The organism is Halobacterium hubeiense (assembly GCF_001488575.1).
Classification (GTDB): Archaea; Halobacteriota; Halobacteria; order Halobacteriales; family Halobacteriaceae; genus Halobacterium; species Halobacterium hubeiense.
This window is the reverse complement of sequence record NZ_LN831305.1, coordinates 89,372-112,459: the sequence shown is the minus strand read 5'-3', so window position 1 is coordinate 112,459 and position 23,088 is coordinate 89,372. Positions and strand designations below refer to the sequence as shown.

The following is a 23,088-nucleotide window of genomic DNA, read 5'->3' as shown; positions in this document are numbered from 1 at the left end:
TCTGGGCGTGACGTTCCACAAATTTCGAATCACGCGTCTACGACCGACAGAGTCGACCGCGTTCGTACTGCCTACCACGAAACTGTCCTAAACATGCCACACTACGACGACACGTACGATGAATCGCTCATCGAACACCTCGCCGGCGAGTTCGGCCCGAAGATTGCTGAGGGCGTTCGACCCGAGTCGTCGGTGTCGTTCACTGCGGCGTACAAGCACGTACTCATAGAGGTAGCAGCGGAAGCCGCGCAAAGACGTGAGAACTTCCTCGAAACCATCGACGAGGAAGCACGGTCAATTGAATCGGCGTGGACGGATCTCAAGGACATCTTCGCCGCGCTGGACACGACGATAATTCCGGAGTGGCACTGCGAGTCGTTCACGGAACAGCTCGACGCCGTCACGCAGCGCCGCCAGCGAACGATTCAGCAACGAGACTCAGTTCCTCGCTTCGACGACCACTCCCTGTGCGCGTACCTATACGAGAACGAGTCGTGGACGTACCCGGTGTTGACGGCGGTCGCGCGGACGCGGGAAGCTGTCAGCCTCGAACGCTCAACCAGACCGGGAACCACGAACGCGGCTGACCCCGGGAGACGGAATTCGTGACAAATCATCCGTTCCATTCGTAACGCTAGGTGCCAGAGATCTTGAGGGAATCATCGGGAGATTTCTTGCAACTCGGTACGCGAATCTGATTTCCGAGAGACGGCTTTCAACAGTTATCGGCATCACATTCATCGGATTTCGAAGGCTTCGTCATTCAGCAGTTCTCAATTTGACTGGTGTACATGCTTCAGCGCGGCTTAGTTGGTAGGCTAGGATGGCTAAAGATACGCCTGGGAGAGAGTATTCCCGACGGTCGCGGATGCATGCCATTCAGTGGCTGTAAAGTGCATCATCAAGGAAGAATTCACATTCTAGACGAGCGAGCCGCATCGCTGTGAGCGAGCAGGCTGGGTGGTTCACCACCCCAACTGTCGAATGTAAATGCCTCATAACGACGTGTCTGACGTATGTACGACAGTATTAGAAAGCCCCGCGGAGCTGGCAATGTTACAGAGTGCGGTGGGACACACCAGGTGTCGAATGAAATCAGTTGTCTGCTCCTAGCACGTTAAATGCTCACGTTATTGACGTCAGCAAACCGGTCATCCTGGTGAATAACTTGCTTAACGACCTCCGGATCTTCCATCAGGAAGTAGTAATGTGTAACACCTTGCCCGCGGCCACGACCGACGCGTTCAGACCGGCCAAGAATATCAAGGAACACTTGTTCACCGAGCCGGTCAGCCATCCGCCGATGTGAGAGTGTATCCATATCTAAGAGTGCCGTAAGTTGCTTGTATACGTCGTATATCTGGCGTGTCGAAAATTCGCTCTCGTCAGGATTGTTGTCTGCGAGGAGTGAAAGAGAGTACACGGTGGCTTTAATCTGCGGTGGCTGCCCTTCGAGAAGTTGTGCGAACCGATCGATGTCCGCTTTCTCCCGTGCATCTCGAACGTGTTCCTCCAAGACTTGGTCCGCTCCAGCATCTTTGGCTAGCTCTCCCGCGTTACGAAGGATATCGAGCGCTTTCCGAGCATCACCGTGTTCTTGCGCAGCAAATGCAGCGCTTAATGGAATCACATCATCTGTGAGAACACCATCGTGGAACGCGTCAGACCGGTTATGCATGATATTTCGGAGTTGATTGGCGTCGTATGGAGGAAATACGAATTCCCGGTCTTGCAGACTGCTGAGCACGCGTTCATCGAGCGTATCTTTGAACGAGATCTTGTTACTAATGGCGATGATGCCGACTTTACAGGAGTCGACTTTCCCAGCTTCCCCGGCGCGTGACAGTTGCATTAGTATCTCGCTGTCTTTGAGTTTGTCAATCTCGTCGAGGATGATAACGGCAACATCGTACAGTTCGTCGAGGATATTCCAGAGTCGGTGGTAGTAGACGTCAGTTGAGAGTCCGGTAACGGGAATCGAGATGTTCGTTGCCTCTGGGCTGTTGAGGTTTCGAGCGATATTGATGACAACGCGGGTTTCCGTTGTGGATTGCGTGCAGTCGATGTAGACACGCCCCATGTCTGTATCGTTGGTTTCAGCGAATTGCTTGGCGCTTTGTGTGACGTGTTTCGCTACGAGTGATTTCCCAGTCCCGGTTTTCCCGTAAATGAGTGTGTTTCGTGGGGATTTGCCACGGACTGCGGGGTGGATGCTGGAGGCAACGTCTTCGATTTCTTCGTCACGGCCGATGATTCGGTCTTCGTCGGGAATATGGTCGATGTCAAGGAGTTCTTTCCTGGCGAAGATGGCGTCCTCGCTCGCCCAGATGTCGTTGAGTGATTGTTGCGACCCGGTGTTATCGGCCATACACTCGACACCCGGTTGAATGCATATAAATCCACAGGTCCCTCCACCCCAGGTGTCGAATGTAAACACCGAAAATCAGGACTTTTACGCCCTATAGTCGGATTTAAGTGAAGTCTCCCACACCATCCGTCGGATGAAGATTGAGGGGCGGTCGTCGAGTGTAAACCGTGACATGTGTGGCAGTAATTACGGCACGGTTCTGAGACACCCACACCCCAGGTGTCGAATGTAAGTCCCTAAAATACCCAGGTAAAGACGCTTACAACGCTATACAGTATTAGTAGCAGATTACAGATGATGTGGGGATTCCCAAAACAGGCTATACTAGGGGAAAGGTATAAGTCATTAGCAGTAAAACAATAACCGTACTGCAACAAAGTAAAAGAGAAAAGGAGCGGCTAGCTCCTTCTTTCTATTCTTCCAGAACAAAAACGCGAGTATCAGCCTGTCTCTCCTGCTTCTCGTATGGATTTACACTCGACACCTGGGGTGTGTGCCCGAGACCATCTATCTTTGAAGAGAAAATCTCTCTCCAGGAAACGTGAATCCGACAACGCTCAACCAATCCACGCCCAGCGGAAACTCCGATTGTAGAACGCATTCGTCGCATGTCGGACACTGAGGCGGCACGACCGCTCACCTGATCGGATTATATTGGTAACCCGACCACCTCTCAGGGATAGGTGTAGCGGCAGTGTGGACCTGTCCTCAGAATGCTTTGCGTTCTGATGGGCTGCACGGGAACGCGGTTCTCGTGAACGCCAGTAGTCCTAGCATGCTGACCGGGCTGCAAACCAAGAAGCACCTCAATCTATCGGCACGATGCCGTGAGAAACCTCGCTGTTTCCTACCGACTACCGCCTGTTACATATATCTGCTACAGTTATCTGTAACAGATATCTGCTATAGGAATCCGTGGCGGATTAGCCCAGTTGCCTCCTTCTCACAGTAAACAATCGTAGCAGCCACTGATTACAGACATCTGTTACAGACAGGAGATACAGCCATTTGGCACAAATATCTGCCACAGATTAATGTAACAGCCGACCATATCGGGGAGTGTATGCTATCCGCAGTCGTCTACTCCGAATCCGGAGGGACGTTCAAAACCACAACAACCGGTAACCTCGCGGTTGCATTCCAACGCGCGGGCCTAGACACGCTTGTCATCGACCTGGACCCACAAGAAGGGAACCTGACGACCCTCTTCGATGTCGGTGAACATCGCAGCGACCCAGACGCCGACAACATCGTCCGACACATCCTCGAACGGCCAAAGGGTGAATTTGGAGATCTCATCGAGACCAGCAGCGAGGGCGTAGACATCGTTCCAAGTCACGACATGCTTGGTGATTTTACCAGCAATCTCGAGCAGAAAATCACCTACGAGGCACAGATGGAGAGCATGGACAGAGAAGACTACCCCCGGTTTGAACTCCTCCACGACCTCCTCTGGAAGGAAGAACAACTGCAGAACGAGTACGACGCTGTTCTGATCGACCCAAATGCTAGGGCAGAAGACCTGCTGTATAACTCAATTTTCGCCCTCCGAACACTCGTTGCGCCTGTCAAGCCAGCCGGAAAGGGGAATTTGAGCCTCGACGGCCTCGAACAACTGGTCACTGGAATGGAGGAGAAGCTCGACATTCAGGTCGGACTTTCTTGCGTCGTGCCGAGTGGCGTAGGACAAACGAACGCCCACCAGCAGTACCAGCGCAAATTCGACGCCACAGAGGAGTTCGCGACGCCCGTCTCAATCGGTGACCGCGAAAGCATGATGGATGAAATGTGGGAAGCGCGTGGGTCTGCGTTCAAGGTCGTCGAAGAGCGCTGGAAAACCCACGAAGTCAACGGCGAGATGGTTTCCGAGCCGGGGCCGCGTCGCGTCTCCGACCGGGAGCTGGAAACACTCGAGAAACTGTGGACTCTAGCGGCCTTCATCGCGACCGAAACCTTCGACGAGGACTTCGATGAGGAACTGCTGTTGAATATCACTGACCACGAGGACGTAACACTTGAGCCAGCACTCGGAAACGAACCTGAGGTGACTAACTAATGGGAGGCATGAAGAAGGGCTCTGGTGACCTGAGCTTCGAGGATGACTCTGAGAGCAACGAGGAAACCGATGCCAAGAGTCAGTCCGGAGAAGCCCCCACAGCCACCCCCGAACAGGACGCCGACACGACTTCGACCGGCTCCAGCGACTCCGACAACACTGGTAGCGTGACAGACGCATCGTCTGAAACTGAGAGTGATTCGACCGAAGAGTCACCGACATACCCTTACTTCGTGCGGCGGAGTAACGTCGGCGATGAGCGCGACACGCGACTGGAAATCCATGTTCGCGACGATGTTGCAGACACCGAGACCGAGTTCCTCAATAACCTCGCGGAAGAGCTGGGGACGACCGACGTGGCGAAAACGGACGCACGAGAGTATGCTCTGGTGCTCGCTCATGAGCGGCCGGAACTCGTCGCCGAGTTGATGCAGGAAGACGGCTACGGAGAACTTGATTGACTGAGTAACGTAGGCAGTGGCAAGGACGAATGATGCCGATTACGGATTTCTTGTGGTGTACGCGTGTGGGTTCGAGTCGCTGTCAGGCGGTTCTGACTTAGGTAAAGACGGATGGTACCTCGGTTACTCGCCACCGCCGTTGATAGAGCAGCTGATCGAAGATGGACAGAAGATCCACCAGCAGCGACCGATCTTACCAGAGACGCTCGCTACCGCTACGTAACCGTGGTGTGAGTCTTACCTAAAGACGAATGGTCCAAGGCGGTTCACTCTGCTTCGAGCTGCTCGTAGAACGTTCGGGGGTCGATGATTTCGATATTACGGAACGAATCTAGGTCGAGGAGGTGCTGATCACCAGAAACAACATAATCTACGTTGCCAGCAACAGCGGCTTCGAGGAACTTGTCATCGTCAGGATCGTCTTCAACAGCGGTGATCTCTTCATCCGGCTCGACAAACTCCGCGAAATAGCGGATCGTTTCAACCTCCTGTTGGACTTCGTCTTCGTCCATTCCAAACCGGTCCGGATACTTGAGGAGCGTCTCGCGAAACTCTGTGAGGGTCTCGACGGAGACGATGATCTGGTACTTACTGCTAAAGCCTTTGACGACGACGTCGTGTGGGACGCCGGTCGCGATAACGCTTGAGATGAGTACGTTCGTATCAAGAACCGCCTTCATTCACCAGATCCCCGCGCTTCATGCACTAACTCATCAACTTCCTCCATCGACAGTTCGACTGTTTCGGCTCGCTCTTCGACCCGCTGTTGGAACTCTTCGACTGACGGGAGTTCGAGTTTCTTTAGGACGAGCCCGTAGTCGGTTGGGACGACCATTAGCTTCGTGCCTCTTTCGAGGCCGAATTCCTCCCGTAGCCGGCTTGGAATCGTGATCTGGCCTTTCGATGTCACGGTGGTTACTTCAGGATCGTCGGTGCTCATTAGATAGTTCTACGTAAGGATTTCTTACGCATGGTCTTGAATCCATCGGCTATTCAGTACTACGAGCCAGAGACACAAACAGCGTGAGCAGAGATCAACTAGAGCTAGCGATACCAGCGGGAAGCTTGCCACCTAGAAGATCTAAAGAACAGCGGAAGCGGTGGGGTGGGGGAGACATTCCTATCCTGTACCGGCTTCTCGAACCAGCCACAACTCCTGCCCTCGCTCGCGTTCTGTAGACTCTTCAGAGCGGCCCGGCCAGAGTTAACCAACAATCTGAACCGATACGTGCAAAGTGTTGGTTAAGGTTGGCGCGTCGATCATCCAGACACCGCCCGGTGACGGCTACTCGTCCACGTTCGGTGTATCCTCTGTGAAACGCCTGCAGTAGTTTCTCTTTCTCGGCAGTCTTAACCAACACTATTACGACCTAGTCATCCTAATGTTGGTTAAGACGATGGCCCACACACGCCCCAATCCACCGGACAACATCGCCCAGTACATCCTCGATGGCCTCGATCGCCAGGGTCCCGAGACGCTTCGCCAGATCGCTGAGCACGCTGAGGATCTGGCCGACTGGAAAGCAGCACAGGCAGCTGCTGAGATGGACAAAGAAGATGTCGTGCGTGAGGACAGCCAGGAGGATAACGACCGCCCTGTCGATGTTCCTGCGAAAGCCAGCGTCGTCATCAAGGAGATCAACAACAACCGCTACTACTACTATCAGTGGCGGGCCGGCGATCAGGTCAAATCTAAGTACAAGTCCCCAGTCGAAGCCGGCGAGTAGAACGCGCAACTACCGTCAAGTGCACTGATATTGAAGCGGATAGACATACTACTGCAAGGCTTACTTGGAGGTAACATCGCTGTCCGGTCCTCGATTCGTTTCAACGAGGAACTCTACCGTATATTCCCAAGCATCCAGGTCGTAGTGAATCGTGGCGACATGCGTCCCGGGTTCGTGTGCCTCCAGGTCAACGACGTCGCGGACGTCGTCGAATGCTGGCGTTTTCAACTCGGTTCCCCATCCGTAATCCGCCGGACTTCGGGACGTTGGCGGATCTGAACCAGTAGTGTAGCCGAGGTCACGCTCTCCCTGGGAGTTCTCTCGGATTACGACTTTGTGATGTCCCGCCGCCTCTTCGTTTGGATCATCGTTAGTCATAGTCCTCGAAGAGGTCGTCAATCGCAGATTCGATGAATTCATCGCGAAGCTCGCACTCCTTGATTTTTACCTGTGCATCGAGTGTTCCCGCCAGTTGGTGTGCTAGTGTTCTTGATTCGTCATCAAGGACGTCGCTCATTCCGGAATCAAGTTTCTTGATGATGGCTTCTCGGGCGTCGTTGGCGGCCTCACGGTTGGTGAAGACACCGTATGGATAGGATCCCGACGGACCGTCTGTATACACGACGAACGTTTTCGTGTTAGTCATCGATTTCACCTATCTCGTGGTCGTCGCTATCTGGGCACTCGCTCGTTTCTGGAGTATTGGCGGGGAGCCAGGAGCTATTACAGACTTTCCGTAACGTCCTATCGCCGCTTTCTTCTGGGCCATTCATCTGAGCGTACGCTGTTCGGTACCTGCGGCCGACAGCGTCCGCCACCTTGAGAGTAGTTACCTCGGTGTGTGTTCTCATGCAGACTCGTAAAAGAACCTCGCACTAAATGGTGCTGGTCAGGGGAGTAAGCGGACCGCTTACCGGATAAATCAGAGGATTGTTTCCGAGTTATCAGACAAGTCGGCAATACCTTCTCGGTACGTACTCAGCACACACCCTTGGCCATTTATTAACCCATAGACACGACCCGATACTAAGCAATGAAGAGAGAGTGGACTAGTATCGTCTACCCCTGCGGACCGGCCTATATTAAATCAGGGTGGATAGTTTGAACAGTCAATCGGCCACCCAGCAGATTGAAGAATTTATCGAAGATACAGCGACAAATCGCGTCAAAGCCTTTCCTGCATGGCCAACCAGTATATTCCAACTAGAGTTAGAAGGAGTAGGGATATATCAGAATAAGTCCGGCAGCTATCTCGCGAAGATGATTGACAGAGGAGATCTGGCCGAAGAGCATGTAGGCGGAGTCCCGTATATATACGACTCATCAGACGATCTAAATTTGGATGGGACGAGAGTTCAGCGAGCTACAGAGACATTTTATGAGTATCGCAATAATCCGGGGCAAGCAACGCTCCCAGAGTTCACTCTCTATGTCGCGCTAGCCAAGGAGAGAACCCTGCTTAACGGCGATTTCATGGACATCTACCCGAAGGGAAATTACACACATATTCTTCGGGGGATGCCCGACGAAGTCGACGGCTTATTGAAACTGAACGGGGAGTGGTTCCCACTCCAGGTTTACAGTGGGATTCAACTGCTCACGATGGAGAGCCACAATGGGAAACGGGGTAAGATCAAGCAGGCAGAGAAGGTCTCGAACGAGAAAACACCAAAGAGCAATCCAGTCATCATTTCGCACCTAACGTCTGAGAATGTGCGAGATCATATGCGCGATCCGCACGACGGAACAGTTCTTGACACACGGAAATTAATCGCCTGTGAAGCCAATCACAGTCAATTGGAGAGCGCACTGAAGTTCTTGAATATCAGAGACCGGGTTGAGTTCATCCCGAGGCTGAGTACAGCTTATGAGAGGCTAGAGTTGGATGGAAACCGGTTTGACGAACTCGTTGATGAAGTCCCGACCGCGATTACTCCGGAGAAGATCGCACCTGGGGCGACTGACTTGCCTAATCGATACCGTCGTCTTGTGAGAGGAATGCTCCATTTACTCCATGTGAACACGTTCTGGCGACGCGCTGACGGACGGACAGAACGCGAGGCAAGTATTTTGCTTCAGGAAGCGTTCCACCACCTGCTTAGAAGCGATGGGATGGATATTGACGAGTACATCGATGTTGGGTGGGAAGAGCTTGAGAGTCGACTGAGGACTATCAAAGCCGCGCAGCAACGTGAATCGATGATTCGAGATAAAGCACGGGAGTATGTCTCGACGCTCGTTAGTCAGAATGTGATGAGGCAGAGAGGCGACACAATTTATGCGCGGAACTCAGCGCACCCACACACCTCACTTTCGTTCCCATCTGGGTTTTAACAGCAGGTTCTACCCTCTCCGCCGGTTCGTTGGCTGGATACTGACGTATGGTATACTCATACGCGAAGGTTGAGGGAGTCATACTCACAAAGGGTTAACCACAGATGGCCGAGACAAGCATCGGTGTTTCAGAGGAGGTGAAAGCCCGCCTCGAACCCGTCAAAGAGAAATGGGGCTCACCGTCCTGGAACGCCTTCATGGATGATTTGGTGGAACAGAACGTGGATATCGACCCAGAGGAACTTGACGAAGTTGCCGTCGAGAAACACGAGCGTATTGAGAAGACACGCGCGACCGCTGTTGGCGTCCTCGAAGCTCTCGACGAGGCCGACATGGTCAATGAAGCTGTGGAGATCATCAAGGAGATGAGCCAGCAGCGGATGCTTGCCGAGCATCAGCGAATCATCGACCACTTCCTCGAGAAATCCCGGAACGGGGAGCCGCCAAACGAGATGGACGAGCTTCTCGCACGGGTCATCATCAAGACCGAAGGCGTCCGCGACCAGGAAACGCCAGCCGCCGAAATTGCGCGTGGTCTGTTCAACGAATCAACTACCGCTGAACGGACGACCACCCAAGAGGTTTCGTCCAGCACGACAGACCAGACCGCCGCCGGCGAGTCCGTAATGGAGACGGACGAAGAATCCTGTGATGACTCACTGTTCGACGGTATCGAGGACGCAGACGGCGATATCTAATCAACGATGGCAAGGACTACTCAGACCGTTACGACCGCACAAGTCGACGACCAGCCGCGCCAGCAGACTGGTGAACCTGATGCCGTGGACGTGTTCGTGCGAGAGTTCGGTCAGGAAGCCGGGAAACACGTCGGTACTGCGTTAGCAGAAGAGATTCACAATGACCCAGGAGTCCGGCGTGCTGCCGCGACAGGAGCAGGCGTCGGCCTCGGTGTCGTCGCGGGCCTTGGCCTGCTAGCACTCCTCACTCAGTAGAATTTGACGCGGACACAGGCGTAGCTGGAGCGGCACGAGACTCTGTATTATCGAACAAGTCGTCACTCTCCGTGCTCCGACGAGTCCCCACTTTGTCGTTCTCGACGAGCTCTTGGACTGATCGGTCAAATCCACCTGTAGAGTGGGGTATTGGAATATCTGTGAAATTTCTGCCTAGATAAGCGAAACCCACCGCCATCTGCCATTCGGCCCGGGCCGAACTGTATTCCGCCCACACCGAAGGCGACCCCGCCCACGCCGAAGATAAAATCAGAGTACAGGCTGTCTGCCGCCCTAATTTAACGGTCTAAGGGATTTTTACTTCTCTGGCACCTGGGGTGTCGTGTGATGGTCGTGACAACCACCATGTCGAACCAAACGGCGACAGCGCTGAATACGGGGGAGAAGTCTAATGAGTGAGATTAGTGAGGGCATCGAGGGCGTCATCGCTCTCGTGATGGGTGGGTTCATACTCTTAGTTATCGGCTCCTCCCTCGAAACCACCGTCAACTACAACCTCAGCATGTGGGGGGCTCTCCTCATCCTTCTCGGTGTTGTGCTAGCAATCGGTATCGTTGCAGCAATCGTTGGGTCAATCGTTGGCCGGTTGTAATGAGCCTCCGAGAACACCTCACCCTCAATCGGGAAGAAAAGAGGGTAGATGAAGAGATCCTCAACGTCATCCGCGAGAGCGATGCTGGGTTCGTCGGAACAACGGAGGTAAGCGATAGTCCAGGCGTTGATCGGGAGGAGGACACTGTTCGGAACCGCCTCTGGGGTCTTGAGGAAGAGGGGCGTGTACATGTAAAACGAATCGGGAATGATGGGAACCTTGCTTGGTACCTATCAGAAGATGAGCGGCAAGACCCTGTGAACCCTGATATTTACTGGGCCGCACGCATCTGCGAGGAAGGGCGGGGCGTCGGAACTGTCGTACTGCGAATTGGCGTATTATGCGCACTTACCGGTTTCCTGCTAATGATGCTCGCACTGACTGCAGATATCGCGGGGGTCCAATTAGAGATTGTGAGCGCCGTTGGAGCGGCGTATCTCGGCTATATTGTTGCAGGAGCAGGTGCGGTGAACGTCTTCGTCGGTGGCGGAATCAAATGGGGAGTTTCCATCATGGAGAACGTCATCGAGCGGCGTGCCGAGGTGAATATGGACACGAGTTCAGGATGACCACGGTGGCTGAATATTCCTATACCGGTTTTAGGAACAGTAAATGGAGATTTCTCTACGGGGCGACTGTTCTCGGCTGTTTCCTCGTAGGGAGTCAGTGGAACTCGAAAACTGTGATATCGATTGTGACGTCTCGCTTAGCGTAAGCTACGGCGAAGGCTAGGAGAACGAACAGCGAGAACAGACCGAACACGAGAGCCGTCGCTGGTAATGTCGTGAGTGCTTGCAGAATCATGGTGTATGCTCCGTTATCCGTCAGGCGGAGTGCTGGTCGATTTCCTCTTGTAGTTCGTCAAGCAACTCCTCGGCCCTCTCAGTACGGGTGTCTTCTGAGGAGTTACCCTCCGAGTCGAGGCTGCTCGGCTCCTCCTCGTCTTCCTCGGCTTCTTGGTCTATTTCGTTCCACGGCTCCCATCGCCGCAGTTGCTCAACGAGCTCGCGGTACTCGTCAGGAACTTTCTCCTTCACGTACTCTGGTTGCGAATCCCAGTTTCGCGCGGTGTGCTCCCAGGCTTCGGGAGAGAAGCGATACCAATTCTCTCCCGAATAGGGGCGGTTCCGAGAGGAGTCAGGGAGGTTTGGGTCGCGTCCAGGAATTGTCGTCGAGAATTGCGGACCGAGGGGGATGCGTTCAATTGCATCACTGACCTTGTCGCAGAGCTTCATGAACCCGCGTTCGTTCGGAAGAACACGTTCTTTCGCGTCCTGATACTCGTCGCTATCCCGTAGGAGGTCGTCCCAGTCGGCACCGTGCTCGATACGCCGTTCATCGACGGCGTGTCTGATGGTAGCGAATGCCACTTTTTCGACCGCTTTCTGGTTGCCGAACTGGTCGAGGTCTAAGTCCTCGAACGCAGAGATGGCGAGTTCCTGCTCGGTCTGTGAAACTGGGAGAGATGAACAGAGCGCCTCGACGACCCGACGACGGTCGGCATAGTGCATCCGTTCGGCGAAGCCATCCGAAAACCGGTCACGCTCCTCGTTCACCTCCTGAAGGCGTTCTTCTCGCTCGCTTCGTTCACCGTGCTTGCCAATCGAGGTCGCGTCCGGCGTCTCGTAAACCTCCTTCTCGGCATGTTTGTCGATGTACAATTCTTCCTCTGACAGAGCCCCGTCTCCTGCCTCGCTCGCGTGACCGCCGATGATGCGGGGAGATGGAGAGGGGGTCATAGAACCGTTAGTCGTTTTTGTAGCCGATGCTGATGTAGTAGTGCGCTTCATATTTCGTACTTTCTCCGTCAGGGAGGGCCGACTGCCTTTCCTGCTCTCAGCTCGCGTAGATGTGTCTCAGAAACGCGTCGAACTGAGGGGAAATCGCCACACGCGTGGCTCAGAAATTAGCTGGCGTAGAACGGCCGTCCTCCCTTCATATAGATACGTTGTAACGAGAGTTACTTAAAGGCCGAATGGCGTTGCGGTCGCCATCTGTTAACCAACAGACCACACCCCATCTCTGTCGTGTTGGTTAAGACGGAGCGCTCTTATGTAGAGCTGTGGAAAGACGGTCTGACAGGAACTAATTCTGCTATCTTCTGGCGATTTGAACGCTAACTAAGTCGCGCAGCGTGAAGCCAGTACACGTAGACGGCCTCTTTCCGTGTTTCTACATAAGAGCGATTACTGTTAACCAACAGAATAGCGCTTTCCAGTGGAATGTTGGTTAACTCCGGACGATTTTCTGACTGCCGCGCCGATCACTCGATTTCGATGGCCTCATCGTTCCCATCTTCGAGTCGCTCTGGGATTTCGGCCCTGGGACTGCAACACCTACTAGGATATCAGAGGGGACTTATTCAACCCAGTCGAAGGGCACATAGACGGATGCATGATTTAACTGGATTCCAGCGGGACATCTTGTATGTAATTGCTGGGCTTGAGCAACCGCATGGGCTCGCAGTCAAGGATGAACTCGACGACTACTACGAACAAGAAATCAATCACGGCCGGCTCTATCCGAACCTCGACGACCTCGTCGACAAAGGCCTCCTCGAGAAGGGCAAACTCGACAAGCGCACAAACTCCTATACGCTCACCCGGCGTGGCCGCCGCGAGATTACTGCACGTCGCGACTGGGAAACCCAGTACGTCGACTTCACCGAGTAACAGCCCGTTTCCAGCGTTCGGGGATGGGTGTCACTCACTCCAGCAACACTGCCCCCTTCGCGTGGTAGTCGCTCGATAGCTCCGTGGACTCACTCAAGCAGGCCGAGTTCAGTGAGGCGGTCTTCGACGTGTTTCAGTGCGGACTGTGCGTCCTCAGATTCATTTGCACCGGTAATCACGAGTTTCCCACTGCCGAAGAGGAGAACGACGACGTCGGGGTCGTCAAGTCGGTAGACGAGGCCAGGGAACTGCTCGGGTTCGTACTCAATTTGCTCTAATCCCAGCCCGATTGCGATTGCGTTCAAGTTCAGCGATTGCTCGAGACTCGCGCTGGAGACAATATTCTGCACCTCAATCGGCGGATTACTGTCGACATCGATGCCTAACTCGCGGATGTCCTCAAACACGATCTCGAGAGCTTCGTGAACGTCATCGACGCTTTTCGCGCCGGTGCAGACGACTTTGCCCGAGCGGAAAATCAGCGTGGCTGACTTGGGCTCCTGGAGGCGGTAGACGATTCCAGGAAAGTCCTCGGGGTTGTACTCGGCGCCGGGAAGGTCTGTGGAGAGTTGGTCGAGGGCGAGTTCTTGGCCGATATCGCTGGAGGCAACGACGTTCTCGATATGGATCGTGTCCGCCAGAGTGCTCATATGGGATATTCGTCGGACAACTCACTTAAATAGCGGGTGGAAATGTGTGGCGCTGGTGAGGCCCTCAACGGCTAATCGATTCGAGTATAAGCCGCTAAGTACAGGAGAACGAATATTACCCGTCCCCGAACAGGTGGTGGTAGATGGAGTACGTCTACCTCGACCTGAATATGTGGATTGACCTCCATATGCGGGACGAAGATGACGAGGTTCGGGAGCAGGTTGAGATGGCCGTTGAAAATGGAGAGATTGCGCTCCCCATCATCCACACCATCCTGACCGAGGAGGCGACCTTCGAGAACGAACAGATGCGCAAGGAGGTGTTTGACTATATGTTCGAACTCAGCGCTACTCACTCCTTGCGGCCGTTCACCGATGTGCAGTCGTTCGAGATAGAGCGTTTCGTGCGCGGTATTGGGGGTGACTTTGAGTACGATCTTGAAGAACGAGTCCGTGGGAAGGGGGTTGACGACCTTTTCGGCGACTGGTCTCTGACGATTGACGGCGAGGAGTTAGACCCCGAGGGTGAATACCAAGAAGTCTTCGAGGAACTTAACCAGATGTTTCAGAACCGCCGCGGCTTCGAGGTGACCACCGGTGCTGTCGAACAGACCGTCGAAGAAACGGGGGACTGGGAGTCAGAGCTGCACGAGGAAATCGAGAAGATTATCGACGATTGGGATGACCACTTCGATGATAACGCGAGACGCCGCAGATACGCCAAGTACAGCTACTTCTATGATTCCGTATTCCTCCCTCTCGCCCAACGGTTCGTAGAGAGCAACCTGTACTACAACTTCGGGGTCTACGATTTTGAAGAGTACGTCAATCAAGGAGACGAGGACGTAGAGGACCTCTTCCGATTGTTTCCAGCCAACTACACCTACGTCACGCTCACTAACGCAGCCGACCTGCAAGACGGCAGGAAACCAAACGATGTGTATGACCTGTTCTCGCTCGCGGTGGCGATACCGTACTGTGACATCGTGGTTACTGAGAATGTCTGGAGGACAGAATCTGAACGCGCTGGATTGACCGAGACGTACGGAACAGAGGTGGTGTCCTCGTTGGACGACCTTACTAACCTCATTTAATCTGCAATACAACTTACGGGGTAATGTCGATGGTCGAAGGCGATTCTGGGCGCGAGCAGCATAGTTCCACGACGCCACCACCCGCTCGTCGTCGATTCAGTCGAAGATGACGACGGATTTGACTGCGTGTCCTTGCTCCCTGGCGAACCAGAACGCGAGGGCATCCTCGACGGCAGCGGGCCACTCCGACATAATGAGAGAGGGTGTCGACTCGTCAGATAAAGATATTCACCGCCCCCGAGCAAGGAGTTCTGCGAGCGCCGTTAGGACCAGACCAGCACCGCCGATAAGGTAGGGGAAATACCCCGCCACTATTGGCAGAAAGCCGTGCTGCGCGTTGTAGAAGGGGTCGCCAGGTTCCAATGCAGCAGGGGACGACACTGCGAAGGTGAATATGTCGAGAGCGACGTATCCGAGGATAGCGACGGTGACGAGCCCGAGGACGCCACCGACGAGTTTTTCCCACACTATGTTACTCCCAATAATTCCCAGTCAGCGTATCCCAGACGACGCGCCCCGGGCCGACGACAACGAGACCGATAGCGACGGCAGCTACGGCAGGGAATACCCACGTGACCCCGCTGAACACTCCCGTCTTCGGTAAAACTGGCCAGATTCCCTGAAGCACGAGGAAGCCGACAACTGCGGAGGAGATGCTCTTCACAACCCGCTTCTCCGTGACCATAGCAGTGCGTGTCGGCCAGCCGATATAAGGGTTCCTCCGGTTCCGTCAAACAAGGGGATTCCTACCAGTAGTTGTCAATCCAGATTCTTTATTCAGAGTGAGAGCTGAAACAGCCGGTCAGTACGCACACCTACGGAGCGGCTGTTTCACTCCGAATCGGCGCTGTGAAAAACCCGCCTCGATGTGGTGAGTGGCTTCAATACGTATAGCGGGTTTCGTGAACGCACCCCCGTGTGCGAAATAGCGCAGGTTTAGACCACACCCCCCGCTTGCCGAATGTAGATGGCCTACTGAGCGCCTTCAGCCGGTACTAAATCCTGATGACGAAACGAAATTGGGAGCTCTTCGTCTGTTTCTACGTCTTGCAGAATGTACGAGTATCCATCTGTGGCTCGTCCGGTTTCCGTCCCAAGGTCGTCCATTAGAACTTCAACAATCTCACAAACGACACCGTGATACCGAGCGTCAGGATCGCCAGAGCCGGTGTAGATTTGCACCCGGTCACCGACCGAATATGAATCACTCGCCGGTTGCGGGATGTCCTCCATTGATTCGTTTTGCATCGACAGACCCTATCAGTCCATCGTTACATCCGCAGTCTCACTGGCGATTGTTCCAATTCGGTTGTTCACGAACCCACTCCTCGTAACTGTTCCAATACGACGTTCGACAGGGTGACAGCTCACAGCCGATACGTCACGATTTCGGAACTGCCACATTCAGAGCAGCGGTCGACATCCCCAGACTCCAAGGTCGTCCCACAGCGCCGGCATTCGACAATCGAGGCAGTATCTGGCCGGCCGAACAGACGGGTGAGTAGCCGGATCATGCGTTCGGATCGACAACGCCGCCGCAGCCCGGGCATTCCGCCCAGTACCGTGCGTCGTTGCCGGTCTCGTACTCAACGAGGACATGCCGGTGGTGGATCAAGTCGCCACATCGGGGACAGACGCCAACTCGGGGATTCTGCGAGGCCATAGATCGTGTCTCGAAGGTAGGGTGGACAGCCTTCGACAGAGAAGGCTGGGTCCGGGGGTGCGAGCGTGTGACAGCGGGTGTATCGCTCCCGCTATGGGATTAGGGGGCCTGCATCCACATATAGGTCAGCCACCCGGAGTGACACGACACGCCCACGAGTTGCGAAGAGTCGGCGGCCATCGCGTCTCACTGCGGTCCTGGCACACCAGCCATCACAAGGCAGCTCGATCCCGACGAGAAAATACCGAATCAAGACGCTCCTCGTACCCAAATCGGCCAACTCATAGGGTAAATCACCTCGTGGTCAAGCCCCGAAAAACTCGGCCTAAGCCGCCTGTAAACCACTATTCATTCCTCGATGACACACCGTCTTCGAAGTATCATCTCCGACCCCCCACACACCGTCTTCGAAGTATCATTTTCATCTGTACAGACGGTTTCTCGACGGTACACTACTGCTACGAAAATACGCCTTGTAGAGTTGGTTCACCGTGAAACAAACCGAATATCCGAGGTCGACCACCGTCCTGCAGGTGTTGAATAGCCACCCACTAACTGAACGGTACCCACTTATAGGGAGTCCACCTGCTCCTCCCAGCCTTCAACAGCATAGGCATCATCGGGCGCGGCATCATGTAACTTTGCGGCGGCATCAACCGACTCAAGCCGTCGTTGAAGGTCTTCTGCACGGTCTACCGGGACGTAATAGGCTCCCTGAGACCGTTCGACGAGGTCGTCTTCGAAGAGGGTGGTCATCGTATCTGCTGCGTCCGCTTCACTCATGTCTGTGCTGGCGGCAATCTCAGGCAGCGTGAATTGCTCTCCGCGATTACGGACGAGAAAGCCCAGCGCATAGTACTCGTCAGTGTCTGGAATTACCACATACGGGTTCTCGTCGTTCGAATCACCCATAGTTCTACTACTAGGGTTACACCGAAGGCATGTGAAGTATTCCCCAATTCTGCAGTATCTACATCGCGTCGAGCGGTCTCAGGAGTTCCCTCCCCACCCCTCGTTTGGAGTGAAAGCAGTTATGTATCCTAATCCATATTTTTAATATTCCTATAGTATTTGCTCGGTTACTATTGCCTGGTTGCCTTGCACGGTGGAATAGCGGGGGAACCCCGTGCGAAATAGAGCGCTCAAACCAACTGCCATCCCTTATAAAATCGCATCTTGAAATCACAAGACTACAGCTGATTACCACCCCCGTGTGCGAAATAGAGAGATTGATCTATCACCCACCCCCCGTGTGCGAAATAGAGACCTCAAGATCGACACCACCCCACCCCTCGTTTTGAGTGAATCTGCTTATATTTCCACAGTGACTCTTATCCGGTCCGTACGCAACGAGAATATGCCGGTCGTGAATCGAGGACCCATACTGGGGACAGTCACGGAGGCGGGAGTTCGTCGAGGGAATCTCTGGAGTATTCGAGGCGAGCGTCGATAGCCGTCAACGCTGACGGCTAGCCCACGGTGGACGTGACGTGTGACAGTCGGGCGAACGCCCCACAATCGGACTCAGGAATTCGCGCCCACATAATTGTCGGGTACGTACAGCAGAACGCTCGCGGCTCTCGAGTACCAGCTGGAGCCGATAATCAGAGAAAGGGCACTCCGGGACGAATCAACGGTGTAACAGCCAGCTGTGTCCGTTGCGATACTGAATACCGAATCTGGGATCGGGACTACTCGTTGGTGTTGTCGCTGCCACTCTCAGTGAAGTATCCGTGTTCAGTCTGAAAATGGTCACAGACGGCTTCGGTATCTGGCGGGAGGTCATCGCCGCACTCGGTACACGTCGCCATAGTTGACGGTCATGTTGAACACACCAAAATGAGTTGATATCCTGGGCGCGGGCTCGGCTACTGATTCTTGGTTGGGGGAGCAGGCAACGATACAGGTGGGTCGCCACAGAAAGGCTATATCAGAGGCGTCGAGTGGACGGTGTATGCCGGAATGCCAGAACTGTGGCAGTCACGTCACCGACGCCTACGCCCGCGTGTTTACCCCTGACGACGTGACGAGCCCGCGTGCCTGCCCCAGCTGTGAGACCGTCACGCGTGATCGCAACGGTATCCGTGAGAAACGAACCTAACAACACCCAGAGGCCCAGGACAGGCTACAGTGCGGGTGTCAAAGGGCGCGTTCCAAGCTGTTTGATCCACAGTTGCGTCGTCGAGCCAGCTGCTATGGAGGCCGGCTAGCTGGGTACTGGCTTTTTTGAGGTTGCGGTCGACTGGCAAGCCGTCGTGGCTAGTTGCTGTCTCGCGGGTCTGAGGCGAGCTCGAATAATCGAGTGGGTTCGTGGACGAGTCGTACGTGGCCGGCTGCTTGGAGGACTTCAAGACGATTGTAGACGGTGTTACGGGAGTAGCCGGTCTCATCAACGAGGAGGCCTTTGGTCGCACGGCCTTGGCTCAAGACATCGAGGATAGCTTTGTCTGCTGGCCGCAGATCGCGTTCGTCCATCAGCTTGCGTATAATGACTGTGCGAAATCCGTGTGCAAAGTACCCATTCATACGCATAATACCACCCGAGTTAGCCAACCGACTATGCATGTGCATATTGCACAAGTTTAATTCATCTCTCCAGAATAACCCAGAAGCACAACAGAGGCCAGCCCACAGATCAAGCACAACAACTGCCGTAGCAAGCGACCAACCGGCCATAGCGTAGAAGATAACCACACAACCGTCTTCAGAAACACCACAACCGATGCCCCTTCAGGTTGAATACAAATGCCCAGACTGCAACAAAACTGTTGCGTGGATCTACGACGACGAGGCAGATGAAATGAGAGTAGACCGATTGACTGGATGCCCTGGCAGTAAATGTACTCGAGTCCACGAAGCAAAGGTACGACGAGTCAACGAGGAGGAGGCCACCAGGGTAGAAAAACAAGGATACGTCAGGTAAGAGGGGTTTTTCAGCGCGAAAGACGTCGGCTATTGCACTCCTGCGGAGCGGAAATATCAGCTCAGCGCAACATTCAACAAGGTCTCTGGAGGGTCAGCGTGCGCCGAAGGGCTAGTACATCCGTCGACTGGTCTCGTTCCGTTTGAGTGTAGTACCGCAGTCTAGACAGAGAGGAGTTCCGTGATGGCGGGTTTGGAGGCTATGGTCGCAATCTAGGCGTGGATCGATGAACAGTCAGTTCCTACGTGGCAGTTCTTGAGAGGAGAACGCAACGCGTTCGATAGTATGGAGGAGTGTGTCCGCATCAATAAAATAGGGTCCAAAGTCCTGCTAAATATCTCATCCGATGTCAAATTCTGGCCGTCGTTCTACACGGGTGCGAATCTATTACAGAATCTCTGTTGTATACTTAATGATATATTGGGTCAAATCGGGCGGCAAATAAAACATTCTTATTCTTATACAGTGGCGATGGCATTACGATACTTCGTGGAAAAGTATCGCAATAGAGAAAATTACATGTCCGATATAAGAGAAGCAAATCCTGAGAGCCGAGAATTTGAAGAATCATATTGCGATACTTCACCCCAAAGGATTTTTCACTACGATATACCTACTTGTCCTATAACGAATATATGTCCCGCCGTAATGCGATTCCACTTCACAAGAAGCGGCAAGATGCCTTCGTCGACGTCCTCACAAGCGACGAAGTGGATCTAGATCCACACAAGGCGATGACATCTCACCTTTTTCTGGGAACTGGTATAAGAAATGATACGGCCGGACATACACATCGAGATTGGTTCACATACCGGGGAACTGATTTGTACCTCAACATCCCTGATTACGACGAGTGCCGAAAAGAAATAGATGAAGCGCGGAAGACGACGAATACTGGCCTCTGTGGCGCTTGTGAGAGGGCAGGAAACGGTGGATACACACCAAAAACGCAGGCATCTGCGGGCCGCCAATTGCTCATTCCGAACTACTGGACCAACCACGTAACCGATGAGACAGAGTACTTTGGACTGAAAGACCGGTGCGAGAGGTATTTTGCACTTTCCGACCCAGCTGCACCAGAAGGTGCTGAGTACGGATTCAAGATGATACAGGCAGGTGGTAAGGACGGTTTTTCCAAAGGGTTCGGAAGTAGAGCTGTTCGGGCAGTTGGTGCCAAATCTGAGATCAATCCGACAATGCGGAAACAGCGACTCCTGAATGAAGGAGTACCGTCAGATCAGATACGAGACTTCGGAGCCGACGAGGAGGGGAACAGAATACCCGACTTAATCGCACATGACCTTCGTGCATCATTTTGTACGCAGTTAGCACGGAACGACACGGAGACAGCTTATGCGATGACCAAGACCGGCCACAAACTCGAAGAGACGTTCTACAGGTATGTTCAGTTCGCACGCGATGAACTGGACAAGGATAAGGACAAAGATATGTTCTAACACGGATGGGTTCGAAAATACCTGAGGAAAAACTCGTCGCCGATCTTCAGGCAGTTGCCGACATGGTTGGAGAGGCGCCGACGGTAGCACAATATCGGGCGCATGGCGAGTACAGCTACGCACCCCTCAAGAACCACTTCGGGAGTTACAACGACGCGATTGAGGCTGCTGGGCTTAAACCGAATCAGCAAGTTGCTGATCCAGATTGCCAGATTTCCACCGAAGCACTCATCACTGATATCCAAGCGGTTGCCGAGCATATCGGTGAGACACCAACACAACTCCAATACCGCAAATATGGGGAGCACGCTTCGAATACGCTGGTTCGCGCATTCGGGAGCTATAATGACGCACTTGAGGCAGCAGGGTACAAGCCGAACAGGCACAGAGATATCTCAAAAGATGAGCTGCTGTCTAATCTGCGTCAAATCGCTTCAGACCTCAATGAGGTTCCGACTGCACACCAGTTCAGTGAATATGGGAAATACAGTCTTGACCTTCTCACCGATGAGTTCGGATCATACAATAATGCCCTCAAAGCTGCCGGATTCGAAGTGAACACCTATTACTCTATTCCAGCTGAGGACCTGCTAATTGATCTCGTAGAGGTTGCTGATAAACTCGGGGAAACACCGACAAAAGACCAGTACAGTGAATTCGGGATATACCATGGAGATACGCTCACACATCAGTTTGGGAGTTTTGCTGCTGCTCTCGAAGAGATTGGGCATGAACCGAATCGGAAGCAACCCATCACGGACACTGAATTGCTACTTGACGTCCAGAGAGTTGCTGAAGAAGTGGGGGGACCACCTACATATGAGCAGTACAATACCCATGGAGAATATAGTTCAAATAGTCTGAAATATCATTTTGGCAGTTACAATAATGCTATCAGGACAGCTGGTTTCGAGCCTGTCCGTGAGTGCAATGTTGCTGACGACGTGTTACTGACTGACCTACAGAATGTCGTCGATGAACTTGAGGAAATCCCAACGAGTCGGCAGTACGACGAACACGGGGAATTCCATTCAGGCACACTTCATCGACGATTTGGAGGGTACAACAGCGCTATCAAGGCCGCTGGCTACGAGCCAACTGTGTATCGGGATATTGCCGATACAGAACTGTTGGCCGATATTCGAGAAACTGCCGACGAACAAGGGAATGCACCTACTTCTCCCGAATACACAGAGAGGGGAACGTACACGGCGAGAACAGTCATCCAGCGATTCGGGACCTGGAGCGACGCGGTCGAAGCTGCTGGATGTGATCCACCATGTTACAACCACTACTCAGATGAACAACTGCTGACTGAACTCCAGCGGCTCGCAGATGGTCGTCGAGCGCCGACGCAGCGTGAAATGGCAATCTCTGGAAAATATAGTCCCCAAGTATACCGCGACAGATTCGGGTGGTGGTGGCAGGCTTGTGTCCGAGCAAACCTGGTGCCACACACTCGAGTCCCGCTGAGAAAACAAGAGTACGCCGACTTCGTTGAGGCTGCTATTCAACAAAAAAATCCCGTCACTAGTATTATTGGGCTTCTCGCAGCTTTTACTGGCCTTACACAGCCTTTGCTGGGAGAGTTCAGTACAGAATGGCTTGACAGGCTACATAGTGATAAGCGTGATACACTAATTATTGTACCATCTGAACACCTCGAGACAACTGACGACTGGGTTCTTAGGCTCCCAATAAAATGGCACCCCCCAGACTCCAGTGGAGCGGAGGATCTCCCCCTCGAAGGACTATTGAAGTGGCATCAAGAATCCCAGATAGTCACTCTAGACCAAATCAATGCAGGAGGAATTAAAACACGAGTACGCACAATCGCGGAGGCAGCCAGGATAGACCATCACGGAATAATATCTAATCTCAGATCCAGTTTAGCAGCACATCTTATCCGCCAAGGAGCAGAGTTGTGGAAAGCCGAGATGCAAGTTGGGTTTAAGCATACCAACTGGGGTGCCAGCGAAAAAATAGGGATAGGGGACTACCTCTTGTGGGTGTACCAGATGGAGGGGGCTCCCCACCATGAATACGAACCAGAAGGCGTGTTCCTCGACCCACCAGAGGACCACTACGCGCCTACTCGTTGATTAGATAACCTACAG

General features: G+C 53.5%; 26 protein-coding genes. 14 read left to right on the top strand and 12 right to left on the bottom strand.

Annotated elements, in window-relative coordinates; genetic code table 11:
- The first annotated feature begins 93 nt into the window (after positions 1-93).
- The gene (locus HHUB_RS15945) at positions 94-609 is read left to right on the top strand and encodes a DUF7260 family protein (RefSeq protein WP_059059227.1); all 516 of its coding nucleotides are present in this window, start codon (positions 94-96) and stop codon (positions 607-609) included.
- Between the two features lie 508 nt (positions 610-1,117).
- On the opposite strand, the gene HHUB_RS15940 is transcribed toward HHUB_RS15945, so the two are convergent.
- Complete coding sequence (locus HHUB_RS15940; RefSeq protein ID WP_059059225.1) at positions 1,118-2,368, bottom strand: Cdc6/Cdc18 family protein; 1,251 nt, start codon at positions 2,366-2,368, stop codon at positions 1,118-1,120.
- A gap of 1,063 nt (positions 2,369-3,431) precedes the next feature.
- On the opposite strand from HHUB_RS15940, the gene HHUB_RS15935 reads away from it, so the two are divergent.
- The gene (locus HHUB_RS15935; protein ID WP_059059224.1) at positions 3,432-4,424 is read left to right on the top strand and encodes a ParA family protein; all 993 of its coding nucleotides are present in this window, start codon (positions 3,432-3,434) and stop codon (positions 4,422-4,424) included.
- Positions 4,424-4,885: a hypothetical protein gene (locus tag HHUB_RS15930; RefSeq protein WP_059059222.1), complete on the top strand. Its 462-nt coding sequence runs from the start codon at positions 4,424-4,426 to the stop codon at positions 4,883-4,885. Before HHUB_RS15935 ends, HHUB_RS15930 begins: the two co-directional genes overlap by 1 nt.
- Before the next feature lie 266 nt (positions 4,886-5,151).
- Here HHUB_RS15930 and HHUB_RS15925 read toward each other — a convergent pair whose 3' ends face one another.
- Together HHUB_RS15925 and HHUB_RS15920 are read right to left on the bottom strand one after the other, a co-directional pair.
- Positions 5,152-5,565 carry a putative toxin-antitoxin system toxin component, PIN family gene (locus HHUB_RS15925; RefSeq protein WP_059059220.1) on the bottom strand — a complete coding sequence of 138 codons (414 nt, stop codon included), beginning with the start codon at positions 5,563-5,565 and terminating at the stop codon, positions 5,152-5,154.
- The gene (locus HHUB_RS15920; protein ID WP_059059218.1) at positions 5,562-5,825 is read right to left on the bottom strand and encodes an AbrB/MazE/SpoVT family DNA-binding domain-containing protein; all 264 of its coding nucleotides are present in this window, start codon (positions 5,823-5,825) and stop codon (positions 5,562-5,564) included. Before HHUB_RS15920 ends, HHUB_RS15925 begins: the two co-directional genes overlap by 4 nt.
- A gap of 442 nt (positions 5,826-6,267) precedes the next feature.
- Between HHUB_RS15920 and HHUB_RS15915 the strand changes: the two genes are divergently transcribed.
- Positions 6,268-6,612 (top strand): hypothetical protein, encoded by a 345-nt coding sequence (locus tag HHUB_RS15915; protein WP_238324131.1) that lies wholly within the window; start codon positions 6,268-6,270, stop codon positions 6,610-6,612.
- 60 nt (positions 6,613-6,672) lie between these two features.
- On the opposite strand, the gene HHUB_RS16950 is transcribed toward HHUB_RS15915, so the two are convergent.
- Positions 6,673-6,990 (bottom strand): hypothetical protein, encoded by a 318-nt coding sequence (locus HHUB_RS16950; protein ID WP_157534049.1) that lies wholly within the window; start codon positions 6,988-6,990, stop codon positions 6,673-6,675.
- A complete protein-coding gene (locus tag HHUB_RS15910) occupies positions 6,983-7,258 on the bottom strand; it encodes a hypothetical protein (protein WP_059059216.1) in 276 nt (91 codons plus the stop codon). Before HHUB_RS15910 ends, HHUB_RS16950 begins: the two co-directional genes overlap by 8 nt.
- Before the next feature lie 455 nt (positions 7,259-7,713).
- On the opposite strand from HHUB_RS15910, the gene HHUB_RS15905 reads away from it, so the two are divergent.
- The 5 genes from HHUB_RS15905 to HHUB_RS16940 all read left to right on the top strand — a co-directional run bounded on the left by HHUB_RS15905 (position 7,714) and on the right by HHUB_RS16940 (position 11,081).
- A complete protein-coding gene (locus tag HHUB_RS15905) occupies positions 7,714-8,946 on the top strand; it encodes a hypothetical protein (RefSeq protein ID WP_157534048.1) in 1,233 nt (410 codons plus the stop codon).
- A 104-nt stretch (positions 8,947-9,050) separates the two neighbouring features.
- Positions 9,051-9,644: a hypothetical protein gene (locus tag HHUB_RS15900; RefSeq protein ID WP_059059212.1), complete on the top strand. Its 594-nt coding sequence runs from the start codon at positions 9,051-9,053 to the stop codon at positions 9,642-9,644.
- A gap of 6 nt (positions 9,645-9,650) precedes the next feature.
- Positions 9,651-9,899, top strand: a complete 249-nt coding sequence (locus HHUB_RS16945) for a hypothetical protein (RefSeq protein WP_157534046.1) — start codon at positions 9,651-9,653, stop codon at positions 9,897-9,899.
- Positions 9,900-10,311: 412 nt separating this feature from the next.
- Positions 10,312-10,512, top strand: a complete 201-nt coding sequence (locus HHUB_RS15895) for a hypothetical protein (RefSeq protein WP_059059210.1) — start codon at positions 10,312-10,314, stop codon at positions 10,510-10,512.
- The gene (locus HHUB_RS16940) at positions 10,512-11,081 is read left to right on the top strand and encodes a hypothetical protein (RefSeq protein WP_157534044.1); all 570 of its coding nucleotides are present in this window, start codon (positions 10,512-10,514) and stop codon (positions 11,079-11,081) included. Before HHUB_RS15895 ends, HHUB_RS16940 begins: the two co-directional genes overlap by 1 nt.
- Before the next feature lie 255 nt (positions 11,082-11,336).
- Here the strand turns inward: HHUB_RS16940 and HHUB_RS15885 are convergent, their stop codons facing one another.
- Complete coding sequence (locus tag HHUB_RS15885) at positions 11,337-12,251, bottom strand: hypothetical protein (protein ID WP_059059205.1); 915 nt, start codon at positions 12,249-12,251, stop codon at positions 11,337-11,339.
- A 651-nt stretch (positions 12,252-12,902) separates the two neighbouring features.
- On the opposite strand from HHUB_RS15885, the gene HHUB_RS15880 reads away from it, so the two are divergent.
- On the top strand, positions 12,903-13,184 hold the full coding sequence (locus tag HHUB_RS15880; protein ID WP_059059203.1) for a PadR family transcriptional regulator: 282 nt from the start codon (positions 12,903-12,905) through the stop codon (positions 13,182-13,184).
- A gap of 89 nt (positions 13,185-13,273) precedes the next feature.
- Here HHUB_RS15880 and HHUB_RS15875 read toward each other — a convergent pair whose 3' ends face one another.
- Positions 13,274-13,834: a TATA-box-binding protein gene (locus tag HHUB_RS15875; protein ID WP_059059201.1), complete on the bottom strand. Its 561-nt coding sequence runs from the start codon at positions 13,832-13,834 to the stop codon at positions 13,274-13,276.
- 143 nt (positions 13,835-13,977) lie between these two features.
- Between HHUB_RS15875 and HHUB_RS15870 the strand changes: the two genes are divergently transcribed.
- Complete coding sequence (locus tag HHUB_RS15870; protein WP_059059198.1) at positions 13,978-14,928, top strand: hypothetical protein; 951 nt, start codon at positions 13,978-13,980, stop codon at positions 14,926-14,928.
- 228 nt (positions 14,929-15,156) lie between these two features.
- On the opposite strand, the gene HHUB_RS15865 is transcribed toward HHUB_RS15870, so the two are convergent.
- From HHUB_RS15865 to HHUB_RS15855, 4 genes are all read right to left on the bottom strand, one after another.
- A complete protein-coding gene (locus tag HHUB_RS15865; protein WP_059059196.1) occupies positions 15,157-15,396 on the bottom strand; it encodes a hypothetical protein in 240 nt (79 codons plus the stop codon).
- Positions 15,397-15,400: 4 nt separating this feature from the next.
- Positions 15,401-15,613 (bottom strand): hypothetical protein, encoded by a 213-nt coding sequence (locus tag HHUB_RS15860; protein WP_059059194.1) that lies wholly within the window; start codon positions 15,611-15,613, stop codon positions 15,401-15,403.
- An 825-nt stretch (positions 15,614-16,438) separates the two neighbouring features.
- Entirely contained in the window at positions 16,439-16,591 is a 153-nt protein-coding gene (locus HHUB_RS17700; RefSeq protein ID WP_449271436.1) for a DUF7837 family putative zinc-binding protein, read from the bottom strand.
- Between the two features lie 570 nt (positions 16,592-17,161).
- Positions 17,162-17,503, bottom strand: a complete 342-nt coding sequence (locus tag HHUB_RS15855; RefSeq protein WP_059059193.1) for a hypothetical protein — start codon at positions 17,501-17,503, stop codon at positions 17,162-17,164.
- A gap of 1,042 nt (positions 17,504-18,545) precedes the next feature.
- On the opposite strand from HHUB_RS15855, the gene HHUB_RS17695 reads away from it, so the two are divergent.
- The gene (locus tag HHUB_RS17695) at positions 18,546-18,692 is read left to right on the top strand and encodes a DUF7563 family protein (protein WP_230892641.1); all 147 of its coding nucleotides are present in this window, start codon (positions 18,546-18,548) and stop codon (positions 18,690-18,692) included.
- Between the two features lie 158 nt (positions 18,693-18,850).
- On the opposite strand, the gene HHUB_RS16430 is transcribed toward HHUB_RS17695, so the two are convergent.
- Positions 18,851-19,066 carry a hypothetical protein gene (locus HHUB_RS16430; protein ID WP_082687327.1) on the bottom strand — a complete coding sequence of 72 codons (216 nt, stop codon included), beginning with the start codon at positions 19,064-19,066 and terminating at the stop codon, positions 18,851-18,853.
- 1,272 nt (positions 19,067-20,338) lie between these two features.
- Here HHUB_RS16430 and HHUB_RS16425 point away from each other — a divergent pair.
- Both HHUB_RS16425 and HHUB_RS16935 read left to right on the top strand, forming a co-directional pair.
- On the top strand, positions 20,339-20,971 hold the full coding sequence (locus tag HHUB_RS16425; protein WP_157534042.1) for a site-specific integrase: 633 nt from the start codon (positions 20,339-20,341) through the stop codon (positions 20,969-20,971).
- A 5-nt stretch (positions 20,972-20,976) separates the two neighbouring features.
- Positions 20,977-23,073 (top strand): homing endonuclease associated repeat-containing protein, encoded by a 2,097-nt coding sequence (locus HHUB_RS16935; RefSeq protein ID WP_157534040.1) that lies wholly within the window; start codon positions 20,977-20,979, stop codon positions 23,071-23,073.
- Positions 23,074-23,088 lie beyond the last annotated feature (15 nt).

Excerpts from the sequence above, each read along its gene's own strand:
- HHUB_RS15930 (WP_059059222.1), top strand. The coding sequence starts at position 4,424 with ATGGGAGGCATGAAGAAGGGCTCTGGTGACCTGAGCTTCGAGGATGAC.
- HHUB_RS15875 (WP_059059201.1), bottom strand. The coding sequence starts at position 13,834 with ATGAGCACTCTGGCGGACACGATCCATATCGAGAACGTCGTTGCCTCC.
- HHUB_RS16940 (WP_157534044.1), top strand. The coding sequence starts at position 10,512 with ATGAGCCTCCGAGAACACCTCACCCTCAATCGGGAAGAAAAGAGGGTA.
- HHUB_RS15940 (WP_059059225.1), bottom strand. The coding sequence starts at position 2,368 with ATGGCCGATAACACCGGGTCGCAACAATCACTCAACGACATCTGGGCG.
- HHUB_RS17700 (WP_449271436.1), bottom strand. The coding sequence starts at position 16,591 with ATGGCCTCGCAGAATCCCCGAGTTGGCGTCTGTCCCCGATGTGGCGAC.
- HHUB_RS17695 (WP_230892641.1), top strand. The coding sequence starts at position 18,546 with ATGCCGGAATGCCAGAACTGTGGCAGTCACGTCACCGACGCCTACGCC.
- HHUB_RS15870 (WP_059059198.1), top strand. The coding sequence starts at position 13,978 with ATGGAGTACGTCTACCTCGACCTGAATATGTGGATTGACCTCCATATG.
- HHUB_RS15885 (WP_059059205.1), bottom strand. The coding sequence starts at position 12,251 with ATGACCCCCTCTCCATCTCCCCGCATCATCGGCGGTCACGCGAGCGAG.
- HHUB_RS16945 (WP_157534046.1), top strand. The coding sequence starts at position 9,651 with ATGGCAAGGACTACTCAGACCGTTACGACCGCACAAGTCGACGACCAG.
- HHUB_RS15945 (WP_059059227.1), top strand. The coding sequence starts at position 94 with ATGCCACACTACGACGACACGTACGATGAATCGCTCATCGAACACCTC.
- HHUB_RS16950 (WP_157534049.1), bottom strand. The coding sequence starts at position 6,990 with ATGACTAACGATGATCCAAACGAAGAGGCGGCGGGACATCACAAAGTC.
- HHUB_RS15855 (WP_059059193.1), bottom strand. The coding sequence starts at position 17,503 with ATGGGTGATTCGAACGACGAGAACCCGTATGTGGTAATTCCAGACACT.
- HHUB_RS15900 (WP_059059212.1), top strand. The coding sequence starts at position 9,051 with ATGGCCGAGACAAGCATCGGTGTTTCAGAGGAGGTGAAAGCCCGCCTC.
- HHUB_RS15935 (WP_059059224.1), top strand. The coding sequence starts at position 3,432 with ATGCTATCCGCAGTCGTCTACTCCGAATCCGGAGGGACGTTCAAAACC.
- HHUB_RS15925 (WP_059059220.1), bottom strand. The coding sequence starts at position 5,565 with ATGAAGGCGGTTCTTGATACGAACGTACTCATCTCAAGCGTTATCGCG.
- HHUB_RS15910 (WP_059059216.1), bottom strand. The coding sequence starts at position 7,258 with ATGACTAACACGAAAACGTTCGTCGTGTATACAGACGGTCCGTCGGGA.
- HHUB_RS15915 (WP_238324131.1), top strand. The coding sequence starts at position 6,268 with ATGTTGGTTAAGACGATGGCCCACACACGCCCCAATCCACCGGACAAC.
- HHUB_RS16935 (WP_157534040.1), top strand. The coding sequence starts at position 20,977 with ATGGGTTCGAAAATACCTGAGGAAAAACTCGTCGCCGATCTTCAGGCA.
- HHUB_RS15880 (WP_059059203.1), top strand. The coding sequence starts at position 12,903 with ATGCATGATTTAACTGGATTCCAGCGGGACATCTTGTATGTAATTGCT.
- HHUB_RS15920 (WP_059059218.1), bottom strand. The coding sequence starts at position 5,825 with ATGAGCACCGACGATCCTGAAGTAACCACCGTGACATCGAAAGGCCAG.
- HHUB_RS16430 (WP_082687327.1), bottom strand. The coding sequence starts at position 19,066 with ATGGACGAACGCGATCTGCGGCCAGCAGACAAAGCTATCCTCGATGTC.
- HHUB_RS15895 (WP_059059210.1), top strand. The coding sequence starts at position 10,312 with ATGAGTGAGATTAGTGAGGGCATCGAGGGCGTCATCGCTCTCGTGATG.
- HHUB_RS15860 (WP_059059194.1), bottom strand. The coding sequence starts at position 15,613 with ATGGTCACGGAGAAGCGGGTTGTGAAGAGCATCTCCTCCGCAGTTGTC.